At 35.6% G+C, this 16,837-nt stretch carries 11 protein-coding genes; 7 read left to right on the plus strand and 4 right to left on the minus strand.

Annotated features, from left to right (window positions below; translation table 11 throughout):
* Position 1 precedes the first annotated feature (1 nt).
* The 3 genes from KF816_03735 to KF816_03745 all read left to right on the plus strand — a co-directional run bounded on the left by KF816_03735 (position 2) and on the right by KF816_03745 (position 4,986).
* Positions 2-1,429, plus strand: coding sequence for a DUF1080 domain-containing protein (locus KF816_03735; protein MBX3007121.1), 1,428 nt, complete (start codon positions 2-4; stop codon positions 1,427-1,429).
* A gap of 156 nt (positions 1,430-1,585) precedes the next feature.
* Positions 1,586-2,800, plus strand: coding sequence for a metallophosphoesterase family protein (locus KF816_03740; protein MBX3007122.1), 1,215 nt, complete (start codon positions 1,586-1,588; stop codon positions 2,798-2,800).
* 53 nt (positions 2,801-2,853) lie between these two features.
* Positions 2,854-4,986, plus strand: a complete 2,133-nt coding sequence (locus KF816_03745) for a S46 family peptidase (protein MBX3007123.1) — start codon at positions 2,854-2,856, stop codon at positions 4,984-4,986.
* Positions 4,987-5,063: 77 nt separating this feature from the next.
* Here the strand turns inward: KF816_03745 and KF816_03750 are convergent, their stop codons facing one another.
* Complete coding sequence (locus KF816_03750) at positions 5,064-5,735, minus strand: phosphoribosylanthranilate isomerase (GenBank protein MBX3007124.1); 672 nt, start codon at positions 5,733-5,735, stop codon at positions 5,064-5,066.
* A 226-nt stretch (positions 5,736-5,961) separates the two neighbouring features.
* Between KF816_03750 and KF816_03755 the strand changes: the two genes are divergently transcribed.
* A complete protein-coding gene (locus KF816_03755; GenBank protein ID MBX3007125.1) occupies positions 5,962-7,299 on the plus strand; it encodes a GntP family permease in 1,338 nt (445 codons plus the stop codon).
* Between the two features lie 154 nt (positions 7,300-7,453).
* A complete protein-coding gene (locus tag KF816_03760; GenBank protein MBX3007126.1) occupies positions 7,454-8,269 on the plus strand; it encodes a phytanoyl-CoA dioxygenase family protein in 816 nt (271 codons plus the stop codon).
* A gap of 45 nt (positions 8,270-8,314) precedes the next feature.
* Here the strand turns inward: KF816_03760 and KF816_03765 are convergent, their stop codons facing one another.
* The 3 genes from KF816_03765 to KF816_03775 are packed head-to-tail and all read right to left on the minus strand — an operon-like array spanning position 8,315 to position 12,156.
* A complete protein-coding gene (locus KF816_03765) occupies positions 8,315-9,445 on the minus strand; it encodes a hypothetical protein (GenBank protein MBX3007127.1) in 1,131 nt (376 codons plus the stop codon).
* A gap of 34 nt (positions 9,446-9,479) precedes the next feature.
* On the minus strand, positions 9,480-11,327 hold the full coding sequence (locus KF816_03770) for a Na+:solute symporter (GenBank protein ID MBX3007128.1): 1,848 nt from the start codon (positions 11,325-11,327) through the stop codon (positions 9,480-9,482).
* Positions 11,328-11,349: 22 nt separating this feature from the next.
* On the minus strand, positions 11,350-12,156 hold the full coding sequence (locus KF816_03775) for a hypothetical protein (protein ID MBX3007129.1): 807 nt from the start codon (positions 12,154-12,156) through the stop codon (positions 11,350-11,352).
* Positions 12,157-12,378: 222 nt separating this feature from the next.
* Here KF816_03775 and KF816_03780 point away from each other — a divergent pair, with 222 nt between their 5' ends.
* The gene (locus KF816_03780) at positions 12,379-15,225 is read left to right on the plus strand and encodes a TonB-dependent receptor (protein ID MBX3007130.1); all 2,847 of its coding nucleotides are present in this window, start codon (positions 12,379-12,381) and stop codon (positions 15,223-15,225) included.
* Between the two features lie 53 nt (positions 15,226-15,278).
* The gene (locus KF816_03785) at positions 15,279-16,829 is read left to right on the plus strand and encodes a T9SS type A sorting domain-containing protein (GenBank protein MBX3007131.1); all 1,551 of its coding nucleotides are present in this window, start codon (positions 15,279-15,281) and stop codon (positions 16,827-16,829) included.
* Positions 16,830-16,837 lie beyond the last annotated feature (8 nt).

The raw sequence follows: 16,837 nt of genomic DNA on the forward strand, positions 1-16,837 counted from the left end.
TATGCGAAGAGTAAAATTATTTTTTGTCCCAGTAGTATTAATGTTTCTTTTATCTGGAAACAATTTCGCGCAGGAAAAAAGTGATTATAAAGATGTAAAGATTCGGGAATTTAAAGTAGCTGTTCAATGCTGGACCTTCAGAAAATTTACATTCATGGAGACATTAAAGAAAGTAGAGGAACTTGGCGTTAAATATCTCGAAGCTTATCCCGGACAAAAACTTGGCGCTGATGACCCCGAAGCAGTGTTTAATTACAATATGAGTGATGAAAACATTGCGCTTGTTAAAGCAGCACTCAAAAAACATAATATCAAACTGGTAAATTTTGGAGTGGTGGGTTTTGAAAACTCTCCAGAAGCAACTAAAAAAGTTTTTGAGTTTGCAAAAAAAATGGGGATCGAGACAATAGTAACCGAACCGGGTTATGATGATTATTCTAATATTCAAAAAATGGTTAAGGAATATGGAATTAAAGTCGCAATTCATAATCATCCGGAACCTTCAAAATATGCACGGCCTGAAACTGTACTTAAGAATATTAAAGACTTGGATATAAGAATTGGTGCCGCCGGAGATACCGGGCATTGGTTGAGAACTGGTGTTAACCCCATCGATGCATTAAAATTATTAACTGGCAGAGTTATAAATATTCATCTAAAAGATCTTGACGCATTTGGTAAAAAGGAAGCAGAAGATGTACCATTTGGATCAGGAGTAGCGAATATTCATGACATTCTTGCTGAACTAACAGTTCAAAATTACCGCGGCTATCTAGTAGTTGAACATGAAAAAAATTCTGAGGCGGAAAATCCATCTCCCTCAATAAAAAAGGGTTTAGATTATTTGAACAGTATTATGTACTACAAGGGATATGAAGAAATTCTCGGTTTCGATGGAAGAAACTATAATAAACATGGATGGAATCATTACGGTCCAGGTTATTTTGAGCTTGATGAAAAAACCGGAGTGTTAACTTCGAATGGGGGAATGGGTTTATTCTGGTACAGCGCAAAAAAATATAAAAATTTTATTCTTGAACTTGATTATATGTGCCACGCCCCAAACACTAATTCCGGAATATTTATCCGTGTTCCTAATTTTGTAATCAGTAATGATTATATCTACAATACCTTCGAAATTCAGATTGATGACAAATCGAAGGGCGTTCATCGTACCGCATCTGTTTATGACGCCGAAGCATCACAAAAAGACGCATTCAAACCAACCGGAGAGTGGAATCATTATAAAATTTCTTTTATTGGAGACGTAATTTCGGTTGAATTGAATGGGGAGAAAGTTACTAATTGGAAGGCCGAGCCGAGAGGTAAAATAAAAGAGTTCGCGCAAGAAGGTTTTATAGGGTTACAAAATCATGATAGTGACGCAAAAGTAAGTTTTAAAAATATATTAGTTAAAGAATTAAAATAATTTCACCATGAATTACTTTTAGGTTGAACCCTAATTAAGCTGAATGTTTAATTGGGGTTTCTTCTTTTTATAACTCAGAAAAAATATGTTATTTTTTTTAGGATCATACAAGATTTTAATTACATTTTCTTTTTAACAAGTATAAATGGAATTGCGATGAAGAAAATCACTTTTATTCTTTTTATGTTTTTTGTTGTTAGTTTGTCGGTAGCACAGCATTATGGTATTGATAAAGTACCTCAAAGAATTATTCTTAATGTTACTGATTCTCCTGCCACTAGTATAGCTGTAACCTGGAGAACAATTAATGAGTACTCCAATTCTGAAGTGAAGTATGTTATTGCTGAAGATGGAGTTAGTTTTAAGGAAGCTATTACTTCAATTAAACCACGCATTGAAAAGGTTCAGCTCGATAATTCTAATTATGTTTTCCATTATTCGGCGGTGATCAATAATCTTCTACCAAATACAACTTATAATTATTCTGTTGGGCATGATTCAATCTGGAGTGAGTGGGCACAATTTAAAACCGCAAAAGGGGAGGAGGCACCATTCACATTTGTCTATTTGGGGGATCCTCAAAATGATTTAAAAACTTTTTGTTCTCGCATTTTTCGTGAAGCATTTAAGAAATCCCCAAATGCCGATTTTTGGCTTTTTGTAGGGGATTTAATTACATCTCCAAAATATGATAGCCTTTGGTATGAATATTATTATGCTTTAGGATTTATCCCTACAACAATTCCATTTACAATGCTCCCCGGTAATCATGAATATCCCGCAACAAAAATTGGTGATATCACCAAAAGAGAACTTACTCCGTTTTGGAGGTCTCATTTTACATTACCAGAAAATGGCCCCGCAGGTTTAGAAGAGACATCGTTTTATTTTGATTATCAGGGAACCAGGTTTATAATGCTGAATGGAAATGAAAAATTGAATGAGCAGTCAACTTGGATGGATAGTATTTTAGCAAATAATCCTAATAGATGGACAATCGTGGCAATTCATCAGCCGCTTTATTCTACGGGGCTTGAGAGAGATGGAGAGAAAAATAGAAATGCGTTTTTAAGTTTGATCGATAAATATTCGGTCGATCTTGTACTTCAGGGGCACGATCACAATTATGGGAGGAGTTATAAATTATATAATAATCAAATTGTGAAGGATGAGGAAAAAGGAACAGTATATGTTAATTCGGTGAGCGGTTCAAAATATTATGACCTTAATTCTAAACATCTTGACTTAATGAAAATTAAAGGGGAGAAAATCCAGTTATATCAGATAATTACAATTAAAAATGACAAGTTGGAATATAAATCTTACACTGTAACCGGAAAACTATTCGACTCATTTGAGTTGAGTAAATAATTAATAGGTCAGTAAAAACTTTTTATAATTACTAATAAAAATTAAGGTGAATCATGCTATATCAAAACTACAAAAAAATTCTCTCCCTCTTTATTCTGCTGATAGTAATTTCAAGTGTTCAACTTTATGCTCAGAATAAGTTCGATCCGGATACAGTAAAATTTCAGCAGTATGATTTGGGGAAAATGTGGACATTCGAATTTGCACCGTTAGACTATTTTGAAAAAACTTATAACTTTAAACCAAGCGGCGAATGGCTGGAAAACGCGCGGTTAGGTTCTCCCCGTTTCGGAAATGGATGTTCGTCCGGATTCATCTCGGAAGATGGGCTATTGCTCACCAATCATCACTGTGTTGACTTTATTGCTTCCCGCATTCAAAGAGAAGGGGAAAATATTCCTCGCGATGGTTTCCAGGCAATGACTATGGAAGAGGAGAGAAAAGTACCAAACTTGTTTGTCTCTCAACTTCAACTTATTGTTGATGTCACTGATGAAATAGTGGATGCAGTTGCTCAAGGAAAATCTGATAAAGAAAAAGTTGAATTAAAAAACGCAAAAATTAAAGAGATAACCGATAAGTACAATAAAGAAACCGGCTTAACTTGCCAGGTAACTTCTCTTTTTAACGGAGGGAAGTATTCGTTATATGGCTATAAAAGATTTACAGATGTTCGAGCTGTAATTTTTGTTGAACGTATTGTTGGCTTGTATGGAGGTGATCCCGATAATTACACTTATCCAAGATATAATTCTGACTTTGCTGTTCTGCGAGTTTATGATGACAATGGAAAACCATTGAAAACAAAAAACTATTTTAAAATGGATTTAAATGGTCCTGAAATTAATGAGGTATTGTTCGCCCTTGGTTATCCCGGAAGAACAAACCGATTAAAGACAATTTCACAATTAGAATACAACCGCGATATTGTTTACCGAAACAGTACATTTCAAAATAATGCGTTGATAAAAATTTATAATGAGATGATGAAACTTTATCCGGAGAAGGCAGATATTTATAGAGGATTGCAATTTGGTCCCGCCAATAGTGGTAAACGATTAACCGGATTTATCGAAAATTTATCTGATCCCTATTTAATGGCAAGAAAAAAATCATTTGAAGAGCATATAAAATCGTTAGTTGCAAAAGATCCGGTGAAACAAAAAAAGTATGGACATATTTGGAATGCAATAACCGAATCCAGAAGAGAATTGGCTAAGAATGCAGGAGAAAGAGCGGCTTTTGCCAGACTTAATAACTCAATATTCTTCTCACGAGCGTATGATTTAATTGAATTAGCATATGCGGCAAAATTACCCGAGGAAAATAGACCGGCAGAAATGAGAGGTGACCGGTTAAATCAATCATTAACTAATTTACCTGAATCGGTTGATATTCCTCTTGAGTTGAAAAAATTATCAATGCTAATCGATTTTATAATTCTAAACCTTGGAAAGGAACATGAATTGGTTAAAAAATATTTTGGTGAATTAAGCAGTGATAGTGCGGCTGATAAATTAATTGCCGGTAGCAAGTTAGCCGATAAAAATTTTGTGGTTTCTCTCGCCAAAGGTAATCCAGAGGAAATTCTTAATTACAAAGATGATTTCATAAACTATTATTTGGAAACAAGAGATCTACGGTTAAAATATCAAAGTGAAGCGGAAGAGATTGCAAATACTGAAACTGTTTTGGATGATCAACTTGGATTAGCAATTTTTGATTTGTTTGGAACCACTTTAGCTCCCGATGCAACAGGTACTTTGAGAATTACTGACGCTGTGCTATCTGGATATGAATACAACGGAACAATTGCTCCTCCGGTTACAACATTTTTTGGTTTGTATGACAGATATTTCTCACATCAGAAACAATGGCCATGGGATTTACCGAAAAGATGGGTTGATGCTTACAAGGAAATTGATCTTTCTGCTCAAAATAATTTTGTTGGTACATTTGATACCGCGGGAGGAAGTTCGGGAAGCCCGATTGTAAATTCTAAATCTGAATATGTTGGAATTATTCATGACGGAAATATGGAAGGATTATCTAATGACTTTATAAATACAACAGAGAAGAGCAGATCGGTAGCCCTATCTTCGCAGGCAATTCACTTAATTGTAAAACATATTCTAAAAGTACCAAGAATTGCCCAAGAAATGGAAAACGCTAAGATTGTTGAATAGTTGTTGAGGAATTTTCTTTTTGAATATTGAACTTCGAGCGGAATAATAATTTCTGCTCGAAGTTTTTTTATTTATTATTATAATTGATTGAATGCTTCATTACATTCTGCGATAAATTTCTTCGTGCGCTCCAAATCTTTTCTCCCATCCTCTCCCTCAATTCCGGTGTGCACATCAACTCCTGCCGGATTAGTCTCAAGAATTGCCCGCTTTACATTTGCAGGATTTAATCCCCCGGCAAGAATTACGGGTTTCGGTGATAATTGAATCAACTGTCTGCTGATCTTCCAATCGTGTGTTTTTCCTGTTGCACCTGAAGCTCCGGTTGATGGATCAAAAGTATCTGTGATGTACATATCAATCCAAGGGGATAATGTTGTAACAATCTCTTCCAGTTCTGAAAAATTATTTTGTTTTACTATAAGGCTTTTAATCACTTCGATATCGGGTCGGACTGATTTTAATTTTTGCAATTCCACTCTTTCAATCATTCCATGAAGCTGGACAACTTCCACATTTAATTTATTACAGAATGCAATTATTTCATCGGCATTATTTAAGTAGGTAATTAGCACAGCTTTGTGAGGGGATTTGATTTCTTTAATAACTTCAACGGCTTCTTCCTCGGAGAGATCTTCCTTATTGACCGGGAGTCTTAATGGAAATCCAAGATATTCAATCCCGAGGCCCATAAGCATTAGAGCTTCTTCGGCGTCAATTATTCCCGCTACCTGAATTATGCGATTCATTATTTACCCGGCAAATTATTACAACTAAATTATTGAAAATAGAAGAGTATTATCAAAGAAATTGATGACAGAAAGCCTGGTGAGTTTATAATATCTGCACCGTTGGTTCTATCTTTTTTCCAATACAATATTATTTTTCACAAAAAAATGGTGAAATACAGTGATGCTTAATTATATTCAATTATTAAAAATAATTCTTCAACACTTTTTGTCCGGTACATAACTTATGAACAATGATATGATTCTAATAGCAGTTTTTATTTTAAGCATTGCCGCTATAATATTTTTTACCGCTAAGCTTAAGGTTAACGCATTTTTTGTTTTAATATTAACCGCAATTGGAGTTGGTATTATTGCCGGACTCCCAACCGAAAAAGTCATTCAATCAATTAAAGAAGGATTTGGAAACACTTTAGCTTCAATTGGGTTGGTAATTGTTTTCGGTACAACATTAGGAATTATGCTTGAAAAAACTGGCGCAGCTTACAGTATTGCTGAATTTATTTTACGAAAAGTTGGAGATAAAAACGCACCGCTCGCGATGACTATTACGGGGTTTGTTTTTGGAATTCCAATTTTTTGCGATTCGGGATTTATTGTATTGAGTTCACTAAATAAATCGGTTGCACAAAGAACAAAAAAATCTATGACAATAATGGGCTCACTGCTCGGCGTAAGTTTATATTCCGTGCATTGTTTAATCCCACCTCATCCCGGTGCGACAGCGGCAGCGGGAATAATTGGCGCTTCGATCGGAAAGCTTATGCTTATTGGATTGGGAATTGCCGCTATAACTCTTACAGTTACATATTTCTGGGTTAAGTTTATTGGGAAAAATATTAATGAGACGGAAAATGCTAGTGATAGTGATGCTCAAATATACGACGCGAAGGAATTGCCGAATCCATTCTTATCATTATTACCTGTGATTCTTCCAATAATGCTTATTGCAATTAAATCTGTCTTAACTATGTACAATCCAAAATCATCTGGATTATTTACAGATCTATTCCTTTTTATTGGTGATCCTTCTATTGCTCTTTTGATTGGACTTTTTACTTGTCTATTTGTCAATCCAAAATTTAAAATTTCCTCAATCCATTCAGTAATTGAAGATGCAATAAAAACTGCAGGAGTAATATTACTTATTACAGCCGCCGGAGGTGCTTTCGGTTCAGTTCTTAAAACTACCGGTATCGGATCAGTAATAGGAGAATACTTGTCATTTTCTAATTTGGGAATATTTATTCCATTTTTAATTGCGGCGGGACTCAAGACCGCGCAGGGCTCTTCAACAGTTTCCATTATTACTACCTCATCAATTGTGCTGCCGATGCTTGCCGAACTTCAACTTGCTTCCGAGATGGGATTAATTTTTGTAGTACTCTCAATGGGTGCCGGTTCAATGATATTTTCACACACAAACGACAGCTATTTTTGGGTGGTTACCAAATTTTCGAATATTGAGGTGAATAAGAGTTTAAAAGTATTTTCATCATCAACATTTATCCTTGGACTAACGGCGCAATTGGTAATCTTTCTCCTCTCACTTATCTTTATTTAATAATTGCGTTTTTGTCTATACTTTCATAGCCAACAAGTCAAATAATTTCTTGTCATGAAAATTTTTGTTACTCTTTATCTAAATAAGAGTGCATGTCACAATTAATTTAATTATTATTCAAAAAATAATTATCGATAATCGAAAGGATTTTGAAATGCAAAGCAGTATTCTTGAAAAAACTTATCCACTTACTCAAAAGCAAATTGATTTCTATAGAGAAAATTCATTCATAAAATTGAAAGAAGTGCTGTCGGTAGAAGTGATCGAATATTATAATAAAATTATTTCGATGAGAGTAGATGCTCTTAAAAAAATAGATATACCTTTGGCTCAGCGGGATACTTATGGAAAGGCATTTCTGCAGTTAGCAAATCTATGGTGTGAAGATGAACAAATTAAAGAACTCATCTTCAGCAGAAGACTAGCTCAAATAGCAACTGAACTAATGGAGGTTGATGGGGTTAGATTATATCATGATCAGGCATTGTTCAAAGAAGCAGGCGGCGGTATTACTCCATGGCATGCCGATCAACATTACTGGCCTTTAGAAACTGATAGAACAATAACCGCATGGATTCCTCTTCAAAATACACCTTTAAATTTGGGTCCTCTCGAGTTTAGCGCAGGAAGTCACAAATTACTCTCAGGCCGCGAATTATCGATAAGCGATGAAAGTGAAATTAGTTTAAAAGAAAAACTCAGAATTAATAATTTTCCCCATATCATTGAACCCTTTGATATTGGTGAGGTAAGTTATCATTCGGGATGGGTGTTTCATAGAGCCGGCGCCAATAGCAGCAATCAAACAAGAAAGGTTATGACAATTATCTATATGGATAAGAATATGTTATTGAAAGAACCGGAATATGATGCGCAAAAGTTGGATTGGGAAACCTGGTGTCCGGGAGCGGTTGTTGGAGAAATTATTAATTCTCCATTAAACCCAATTCTTTTTGAAAGGACTGGTTGATTTATTTAGCTATAAGAGAATTCACAAAACTCATTCACATTTAATTTATGAATGAACTTTATCAACAACTTCTCTTAATAACAAAATATTTTCACGGCTTACTTCTGGAGCAATTGAACACGCGGTACTTAATATAAAACCGCCCGATTCTGCCCCAAGTCTAATTCGTTTTTCCGCATCAATGATAATTTCTTCTTTACTTCCTCTCAATAATAAATTCACTGAATCAATATTTCCTTTAATGAAACCTTTGTGTTTTATTCTTGATATTGCGTCTTCGAGTTCAACATTTCCAATAGGAGGTGGGTCTAAACATTCAATCCCGCTAATCCCGGCATCAAACATCAATTCCAGCCGGTCATTAATTGAACCGCAAGTATGAGTATAAACATGAATGCCTTTACCTCTAATTGCTTCAGCAATTTCCTTTTCATAAGGCAAAACAAACTCTTCATAATCGGATGGTGAAATAAAACTTGACCCGGCGAATGGGGATGAAATTTTAATTGCATCAATTCCAGTTGAGCACATTTCAACAGCTAATTTTTTTATTAATTGAGTGTAGTGAGATAAAACTAATTTACAATTATCGGGATTTACCAGAAGAGCCATTAATCCTTCCTGCGTTCCAATTAAATCAAGAAAGTAATCAAACGGGGAGGTGATTTCACCATGAATGGAATAATCATTTCCAACTTTTTGCACAACTCTTTCAATGGAGAGAAATTTATCTTCCTTCATAATGTTAAAATGGAGATTTTGAGATACTGGGATATAACACAATTCAGTGGGCAAACTTTCCATATTAAGATTATCGATATCTAATTTTTCTTTCGGTTCCAAATATTGGTAATAGGGAAGATCGTTATAGGGGCAGAGGGTCTTATCTCCATTTTTCCATTCCACAATTTCACCGTCGTTAGTAGAATAAATTTTTGAGACTTCATTTTTCCAAATTGGATTATGACCATGAAGACTTACAAGTATTCCATCAAAATCATACATCTCACGCATTTTAATTAGTCCATCACCAAATACATTCGGATCAAACCAAAACTCGGCAGGCGATACTTTTAATTGCAACAGCATATGCCCAATACTGAATTGGCACATCAGTGGAGTTTTATCAACAGGCATTAAATCCATTGCCGCTTTAATTCTTTCTTTTGATGTCATAATAAATAATAATTCCTATAGATAGAAATAATGTTTATTCAGTGTGAAGCTTACTCCAGATTTTGAATATTAAAAATGAACATACCACCGCAACAATACTTAAGACTGTTGCAAGGATATATTGCGAGTAGAGCCAATTACCAATAGCAAACAATAAGCTGTAAATTCCTATGCATCCCACAACCATTCCAAGAATTCCTTCTGAAATATATGATTTGCTAAATGATGAGTTGTAATTTTTATCTTCCTCTTTCATTATTGAAGTTATTTTATCCCATCCTTTTCCGCCGGGGTGCACAAGCTTGTAAAAACTAATTAATTTTTCGGTGCTAGTTGGTTTTGTTAATAATGTAGCAATTATCCATGAGATGGTGGTGATACTTACACCGATAATTAATTCTTCATAGGATTTAAGTGGACCAATTTTTTGAATGGCATCGGCGCGATCTAATCCGGATGCAATCAATAATTCAATTTGAGAATTATGATAACTAGAAAGAATTAGGAAAAATATAGCTACCAAAAAGGAAACAATCATTGCGGTTATTTCGCTGAAAGCATTTATTCTCCACCAGAACCATCGAAGAATAAATAGTAGTCCTGTTCCCGCACCAATCTGAAGCAGAATATTGAAAGCACTTAACGCGCTCTGCATATATAATGCAAAAATACTTGCAAGCACCATCATTAATACAGTAGAAAGTCTTCCGATCAAAACCAGATGTTTTTCAGTTGAATCAGGTTTAACAAATCGTTTATAAAAATCATTAACTACATAAGAAGATCCCCAATTAAGGCTGGTTGACATTGTTGACATATAAGCCGCGATTAATGAAGCAATCACAAAACCGAGAACACCGGTTGGTAGGAAGGTAAGCATTGCCGGATATGCCATATCATGACGAATAATATTTGGGTCAACATTTGGAAATGCATGTTGAATTGATTCTAATGATGGGAAAGCAATTATTGAAGAAAGCGCGACAATAATCCATGGCCAGGGTCTAATTGCGTAATGAGCAAAATTAAAAAATAGTGTTGCCCCCATTGCATGTTTTTCATTTTTTGCCGCTAGCATTCTTTGAGCAATATATCCGCCTCCTCCGGGCTCAGAACCGGGATACCAAACACTCCACCATTGAACAGTGAGTGGAATAATGAATACTATTAGCGCAGTTTCATAATTATTAAAATTTGGGAGAAGTGATAACTTGTCTGCAACATTCGGATCTGAGAGTAGTTTTGATAAGCCCCCAATTTGTGGAAGATTTACCGCAACATAAGCCGCAATTATTGAACCGGTGAGAGCCGCAATGAATAGCACAAAATCCGTTAAAAGTACACCAAGAAATCCACCAAGTGAACTATATATTACAGTAACAGTCCCCGCTATTAAAATAATTTCAAGGGGTGTCATATTGAGCATTACAGTTCCAACTTTCACAGCCGCTAAAGTAACAGACGCCATTATAGCTACATTAAAAAAAACTCCCAGGTAAAGTGCTCTAAATCCACGAAGGAATGCAGCAGATTTACCGCTATATCGTATTTCATAAAATTCCACATCGGTTAATACATTTGACCGGCGCCAAAGTTTAGCGTAGACAAAAACGGTGAGCAACCCGGTTAATAAAAATGACCACCATACCCAATTGCCTGAAATTCCATTTTGCCGAACAATATCTGTTACCAGATTTGGAGTATCGATTGAGAAGGTGGTTGCCACCATCGAAAAGCCCAGCAAGTACCAGGGCATATTTCTCCCAGAAAGAAAAAATTCGGTAGAATTTTGCCCCGCCCGTTTTGTAACCCATACTCCAACAATAGTCGTAATGACAAAAAAGCCAATTATAAAAAACCAGTCCACATTTTGTAGTTGCATGTTATCTCTCTAGTAACTTCGTTTATTTCTTATTTATTTGAGTAAATACCTGCTTCCAGAATTGGCTATAATATTTCCACTTCATAAAATTTATTCCCCAGTGTGGACTAGCTCCGGTCATCCAAGCACTCATAATTCCATTTTCAAAATTGCGCATTGCTAAGAGGGGATGCCAACTATTTCCATTTCTAACATCTACTAAACTTACAGCATCATCACGAAATTTTGTCTCGTTAAATCCTAAAAGTGGTGGAATTGTTGACCAATCAATTCCTTGTACAATTGGATGTTCTGGAACATTACATCTAACTTCATAACCATCGGTTGATTCAATCAGATCATCATACTCTAAACATTCTACCGGAAAGACATCATGTAATCTACTTCTTCTCCATCCCCCTTTTCCAAGTTCTCCTGTAAAACTGTACCAACCACCATTCATATGAAAATGTCCTCCTTTGGCAATCCATTTTTTCAATAGATCAAAGCGGTCCGGAAATGTAACAGGTTTTTCTCCCCACTTTGCTCTTGTAAAAAAATCGGGGTGCAGCATCAAACATTTTGTTTCCACATCGGCAAGTATAATTGATGTTGCCCAATCTAATCTTTCATTAAATTGTTCGGGAGACATGTTATATAATTCCCATGATGGCTCAGAAATCACTTCAGCATTTTCGATTTCTCTCAATGCGTCAATTAAGGGCTTGGCGTAATTTAGAATTTCTACTCCCTTTGATGGTGCTTGAAAAGGGGATTCAACGTAGCGCTGTCCTGTATGCACACACCAATTACCAACATGCCATATTCTTAGTTTTTTTAATGATTTCATACTTTCCTCCGAATTTGAGTTCTAAAATGAATAAATAAAAAGAGAATAAAAATTTTTTCTTGTTACAAATATTATTTCTGTAACCCGATTCTTCTTGACTTCAAAAATAAATTGCCTTAGGTTGCAGTCAGATGGTATACCAAGTATGCTAAATTAAACAATTATGATTTAAATAATCAATACACAACGTCTCTTTTAACTGCTTTTATTTTGGAGGATTTAATGAAACACAGTAAATCACTTCTATCATTCTTTATAATAATTCTCCTCACGATTCTATTAACTAATAAGTCATTTGCACAATCGGGAAACGTGGCCGGAGTAATTTCCGATGCAACCGATGGCTCACCACTTTTAGGTGCCAATATAATTGTTGGCGGAACCTCGATTGGAACTACAACCGATAGGGAAGGAAAATATAGATTGATTAAACTTCCCGAAGGTAGGAATCTGATCCTCTACATGTACATTGGATATGAAACTGATAGCGTTTGGGTAAATATTATTTCTGGCAGAACCGTATCTGTAGATGTGAAACTAAGTCCAAAGGTAATTGTAGGTCAAGAAGTTGTAGTTACCGGACAGCTTCAAGGACAGGCGGCGGCGATTAATCAACAAATATCATCTAACACAATTATCAATGTTGTTTCGAAGGATAAGATTCAGGAATTACCGGATCAAAATGCGGCTGAGTCGGTTGGACGACTTCCTGGAATTTCGGTTGAAAGGGATGCCGGTGAAGGCACAAAAGTTATAGTTAGAGGATTAGCCGCCAAATTTAATTCTGTAACCGTTAATGGACAAAGAATTCCATCAACGGATCCTCAAAACAGATCAGTTGATTTGAGTATGATATCTTCTGATATGCTGGCGGGTATTGAGGTATTTAAAGCTTTAACCCCGGATCAAGATGGTGATGCTGTTGGCGGCAAAGTAAATTTTGAAATTAAAAAAGCACCAGCTGGTTTTAATACGAATATTCGACTCCAGGGTACCTATAATAACCAGGAAAATGACTACGCAAACTATAGAGGAAGCACGACCTTAAGCAATAGATATTTTGATAATAAACTTGGAGTAGTTGCTACCGGCAGTGTACAGAGAGCTAATCGCGGTTCCGATTTATTGGACGCTTCTTATCTATTTGCCAGAGAAGCACTGCCTGGAGAAAAAAGTGCACGCATTACTGTCGAAAATCTGAACTTGGGTGATAGAGTTGAAACGAGAGACAGATATGGTGCCAGCGTTGTTTTAGATTATGATCTTGGTAACGGTGAAATTCTATTTAGCAGTTTATATGGCAGAACTGAAAGAGATGAATTAAGAAATAGAAAAAGATATCGTGTTGATGCCGCTTATGTTGAATATTGGCTTAGAGGAAGAGAGATTAATATTGACCTGTTCACAAATTCACTTAGTGGAAAACATAACCTCAGTTTCATGAAATTGGAATGGCAGGGATCTTATTCTTCCTCCCAATATAATATGCCGTACATGCATGATTCGCAGTTCAGAGAAGCAGGCGCTTTTTTTGGTACGCTCGTTACAGATAAAGGCCCAGAAATTATTCCGCTTGGTGCAAAAAACAATCTAGACCAAACCAGATTTTACCAGGATTTCTTTAATAAAGAAAAAACAAGAGATAGAGATTTTACAGCTCAAGTTGACGCTACCATTCCGTATGCTCTTTCTAACGATATAAGCGGTAATATTAAAGTTGGCGCGAAGTATAGAGATAAAAATAGAAGTCTTGATAAAGAAGAATATATGACGCTCGCTTTTAAAATTGATCAAATTGGTAAGAACAACCCAAATCAATTCAATTTAACAAACGAAGGTTATATCAAAATAAATAATTTCTACGATCCCGATTATGATATTGGTGAATTCTTAAACGGAAAATATGTTTTTGGTCCGGGCAAAGCTTTAAGCCGTGAGAAGCTTGATAATTTTATGAATACTTATTGGGCAGATTACACCCGAAACTTTGGAAGGGATTTAGAGGATTATTCTGCTGGCGAAGCTATTGCTGCATTATATGCAATGACTGAAATAAATTTGGGCCCTCAATTAATGATTCTTCCCGGATTTCGGTTTGAAAGAACTACTACCGATTACAAAAGTCAATTTGGTCAAGCCAGGGTTGATGAAAGAGGTATAGTAACTCTAGAAGGTGCAACCGATACTGTTGGAACTGTTTCATACAATGAACTTCTTCCCATGATTCATGTTCGATACAAATTCACCGACTGGTTTGATACAAGAATCGCGATTACGAAATCATTAGCGAGACCCGATTATTTTAATCTTGTGCCATGGGAAAGAATAAGTTATTTCGATGGAACTGTTGAAAGAGGAGAACCCTACTTAAAACATACAAAAGTTTGGAACTATGATATCTTCTTCTCCTTTTATGGAAATTATGGATTATTTACTCTGGGCGGTTACTACAAAAAACTAACCGACATCGAATATATTAGAGTAAGCAGAGTAACTGAGCCCGGTTCAACACTTGGTTTTATTCTTACTAAACCAGAGAATTCAAAGTATGAAACCGAAGTGTATGGAATTGAATTCGAAGCTCAGACTAACTTGCGGTTTTTACCAAGTCCATTTGATGGTATAGTGCTTTCGGCAAATTATTCATACATACATTCAAAAACATATTTCCCATTTTTAAAAGTTGGTCCAAGAAATCCACTTCCCCCATTTAATTTTACATTTATTGATACCGCAAGGGATGCGAGAATGCCTGGGCAGGCTAATCACTTAGCTAACTTCACATTGGGATATGAAAAAGGAAAATTTTCTGGAAGAATTTCTATGGTATATCAGGGCAACGCACTTCAAACAATTGGTACCCGTTATGAATTGGATGGATTCACTGATGATTTTGTGAGATGGGATTTAGCATTACAGTATAAACTTATCCCAAAGATTGCACTGACATTTAATATGAATAATCTCTCCAATTTGCCTGAGAAGGCTTTCCTGGGGAGTCAAACTTTTTCAACTAGGGAGGAATATTTTGGCTGGACCGCAGATCTAGGAATTAGATTCGATTTATAATCCATTAATTAAAAAAGAAGTTAACTATCACACATAAATAAAGTGAGGCGGCTATGAAGAAAAGCAGTATCAGTATTTTCAATTCCTTTATCGTAATGAGTATTTTATTATTCTCTTCAGTTAGTTTAATAGAAGCTCAAAGAGTTGTTCAGGTACCACAAGGTGTAGGTACATTGAACACAGTTATTGGGGGTGATACAACTTCTACGGGGGCAAGAGTTGATCCAAATACAATTTACGAGTTACAGAAGGGAGGATATTACATTACTCTCGGATCTTTGGAAAACAGAAACTATCATTTACATATTAGAGCCGGCTCAGGTAGTGGAAAAAGACCTATTATAAGACCCGGTGTTGCCGGTGGCGGTTCATCTGCACGACCATTTCAAGCAAGAGCTGATCTCACTCTCGAAGGAATCTATGTTACTAATCTTGATGAACAAAACGCGTTAATCCAAAACATAATTAGGTTAAGTGCTGACAACGTAAAATTAACAATACTAAATTCTCATCTTGATAGAGATCTTCAAGCTGCAATTAGATGCGACGCTAAAAATCAAAAAGTGATTATTAAAAATTCTATTATCAGTAACATTGGTTCAATGCAAAGCCCGGATAACGGCAGAGGCGTTGATGATCGCGGAAATGATATTGATACTTTAATTTACGAGAATAACACTTTCTTTAATCTCACGAGTAGAATTTTGAGAGATGGTGGTGGAATTATAAAATATTGTTGGATTAACCATAATACAGTAGTTAATGTTGCTCAGTGGGGTTGTTCAATCGGACCGGTTATTGAAGGACATTTCAGAAATAATTTGTTTATAAATACGGGATTTATTGGTAGAAGTGCCACACAAGCTTGGTTTAAGTTTGATGCCGCTCCTTTAGCGCAATCATATATTGATCAGGGAATAAAACAAACATTAAAAATTCACAATAATAATTTTTATACGAGTCCCGAAATTACAAACGCTTTACCTTCTGATAGAACAGCAACTCCGGTATTAAATGAACACGCACAAGCCGCGGTTACTGCCGGCGGATGGGGAGCTACTATTACTAGCGAGAATGTTGCTTTTAATAAAGGTCCTCAAGTTCCACTTACTGTAATGCAAGATTATTTCAATTCTGCTGTTACAGTTAAGACAGATATGGATAAAGGCGGGGCTTCTCCTGATTTCGGTCAAAACCAAATGACTTTTAATTTCTCATATCCTACAACTTCTTCACTTTATACTGCCGGAACAGGAGCTCAACCTCTTGGTGACTTAAATTATTTTGGAATTCCAGTAAGCGTGAGCAATGATGAAATATTGGCTAATGATTTTCATCTTTATTCAAATTACCCGAATCCATTTAATCCAAGCACAAACATTCGCTACTCAATTCCTACTGCCGGAAATGTGAAAGTTGAGATATATAATTCGTTAGGACAATTGGTAAACACACTAGTTAATCAATACCAGGAATCAGGAACTCATAATATCGTTTGGAACGGAACAGACATGAGTGGTCAAAAATTATCATCCGGTATTTATATCTACAAATTAAATGCGAACAATTTTATTTCATCAAAAAAGATGGTATTAATAAAATAATAGGTGAT

The sequence above is a fragment of the Melioribacteraceae bacterium genome, from assembly GCA_019638015.1.
Classification (GTDB): Bacteria; Bacteroidota; Ignavibacteria; order Ignavibacteriales; family Melioribacteraceae; genus JAHBUP01.

Coding starts and splice junctions, on each gene's coding strand:
- KF816_03735 (MBX3007121.1), top strand. CDS start 2: ATGCGAAGAGTAAAATTATTTTTTGTCCCAGTAGTATTAATGTTTCTT.
- KF816_03740 (MBX3007122.1), top strand. CDS start 1,586: ATGAAGAAAATCACTTTTATTCTTTTTATGTTTTTTGTTGTTAGTTTG.
- KF816_03745 (MBX3007123.1), top strand. CDS start 2,854: ATGCTATATCAAAACTACAAAAAAATTCTCTCCCTCTTTATTCTGCTG.
- KF816_03750 (MBX3007124.1), bottom strand. CDS start 5,735: ATGAATCGCATAATTCAGGTAGCGGGAATAATTGACGCCGAAGAAGCT.
- KF816_03755 (MBX3007125.1), top strand. CDS start 5,962: ATGAACAATGATATGATTCTAATAGCAGTTTTTATTTTAAGCATTGCC.
- KF816_03760 (MBX3007126.1), top strand. CDS start 7,454: ATGCAAAGCAGTATTCTTGAAAAAACTTATCCACTTACTCAAAAGCAA.
- KF816_03765 (MBX3007127.1), bottom strand. CDS start 9,445: ATGACATCAAAAGAAAGAATTAAAGCGGCAATGGATTTAATGCCTGTT.
- KF816_03770 (MBX3007128.1), bottom strand. CDS start 11,327: ATGCAACTACAAAATGTGGACTGGTTTTTTATAATTGGCTTTTTTGTC.
- KF816_03775 (MBX3007129.1), bottom strand. CDS start 12,156: ATGAAATCATTAAAAAAACTAAGAATATGGCATGTTGGTAATTGGTGT.
- KF816_03780 (MBX3007130.1), top strand. CDS start 12,379: ATGAAACACAGTAAATCACTTCTATCATTCTTTATAATAATTCTCCTC.
- KF816_03785 (MBX3007131.1), top strand. CDS start 15,279: ATGAAGAAAAGCAGTATCAGTATTTTCAATTCCTTTATCGTAATGAGT.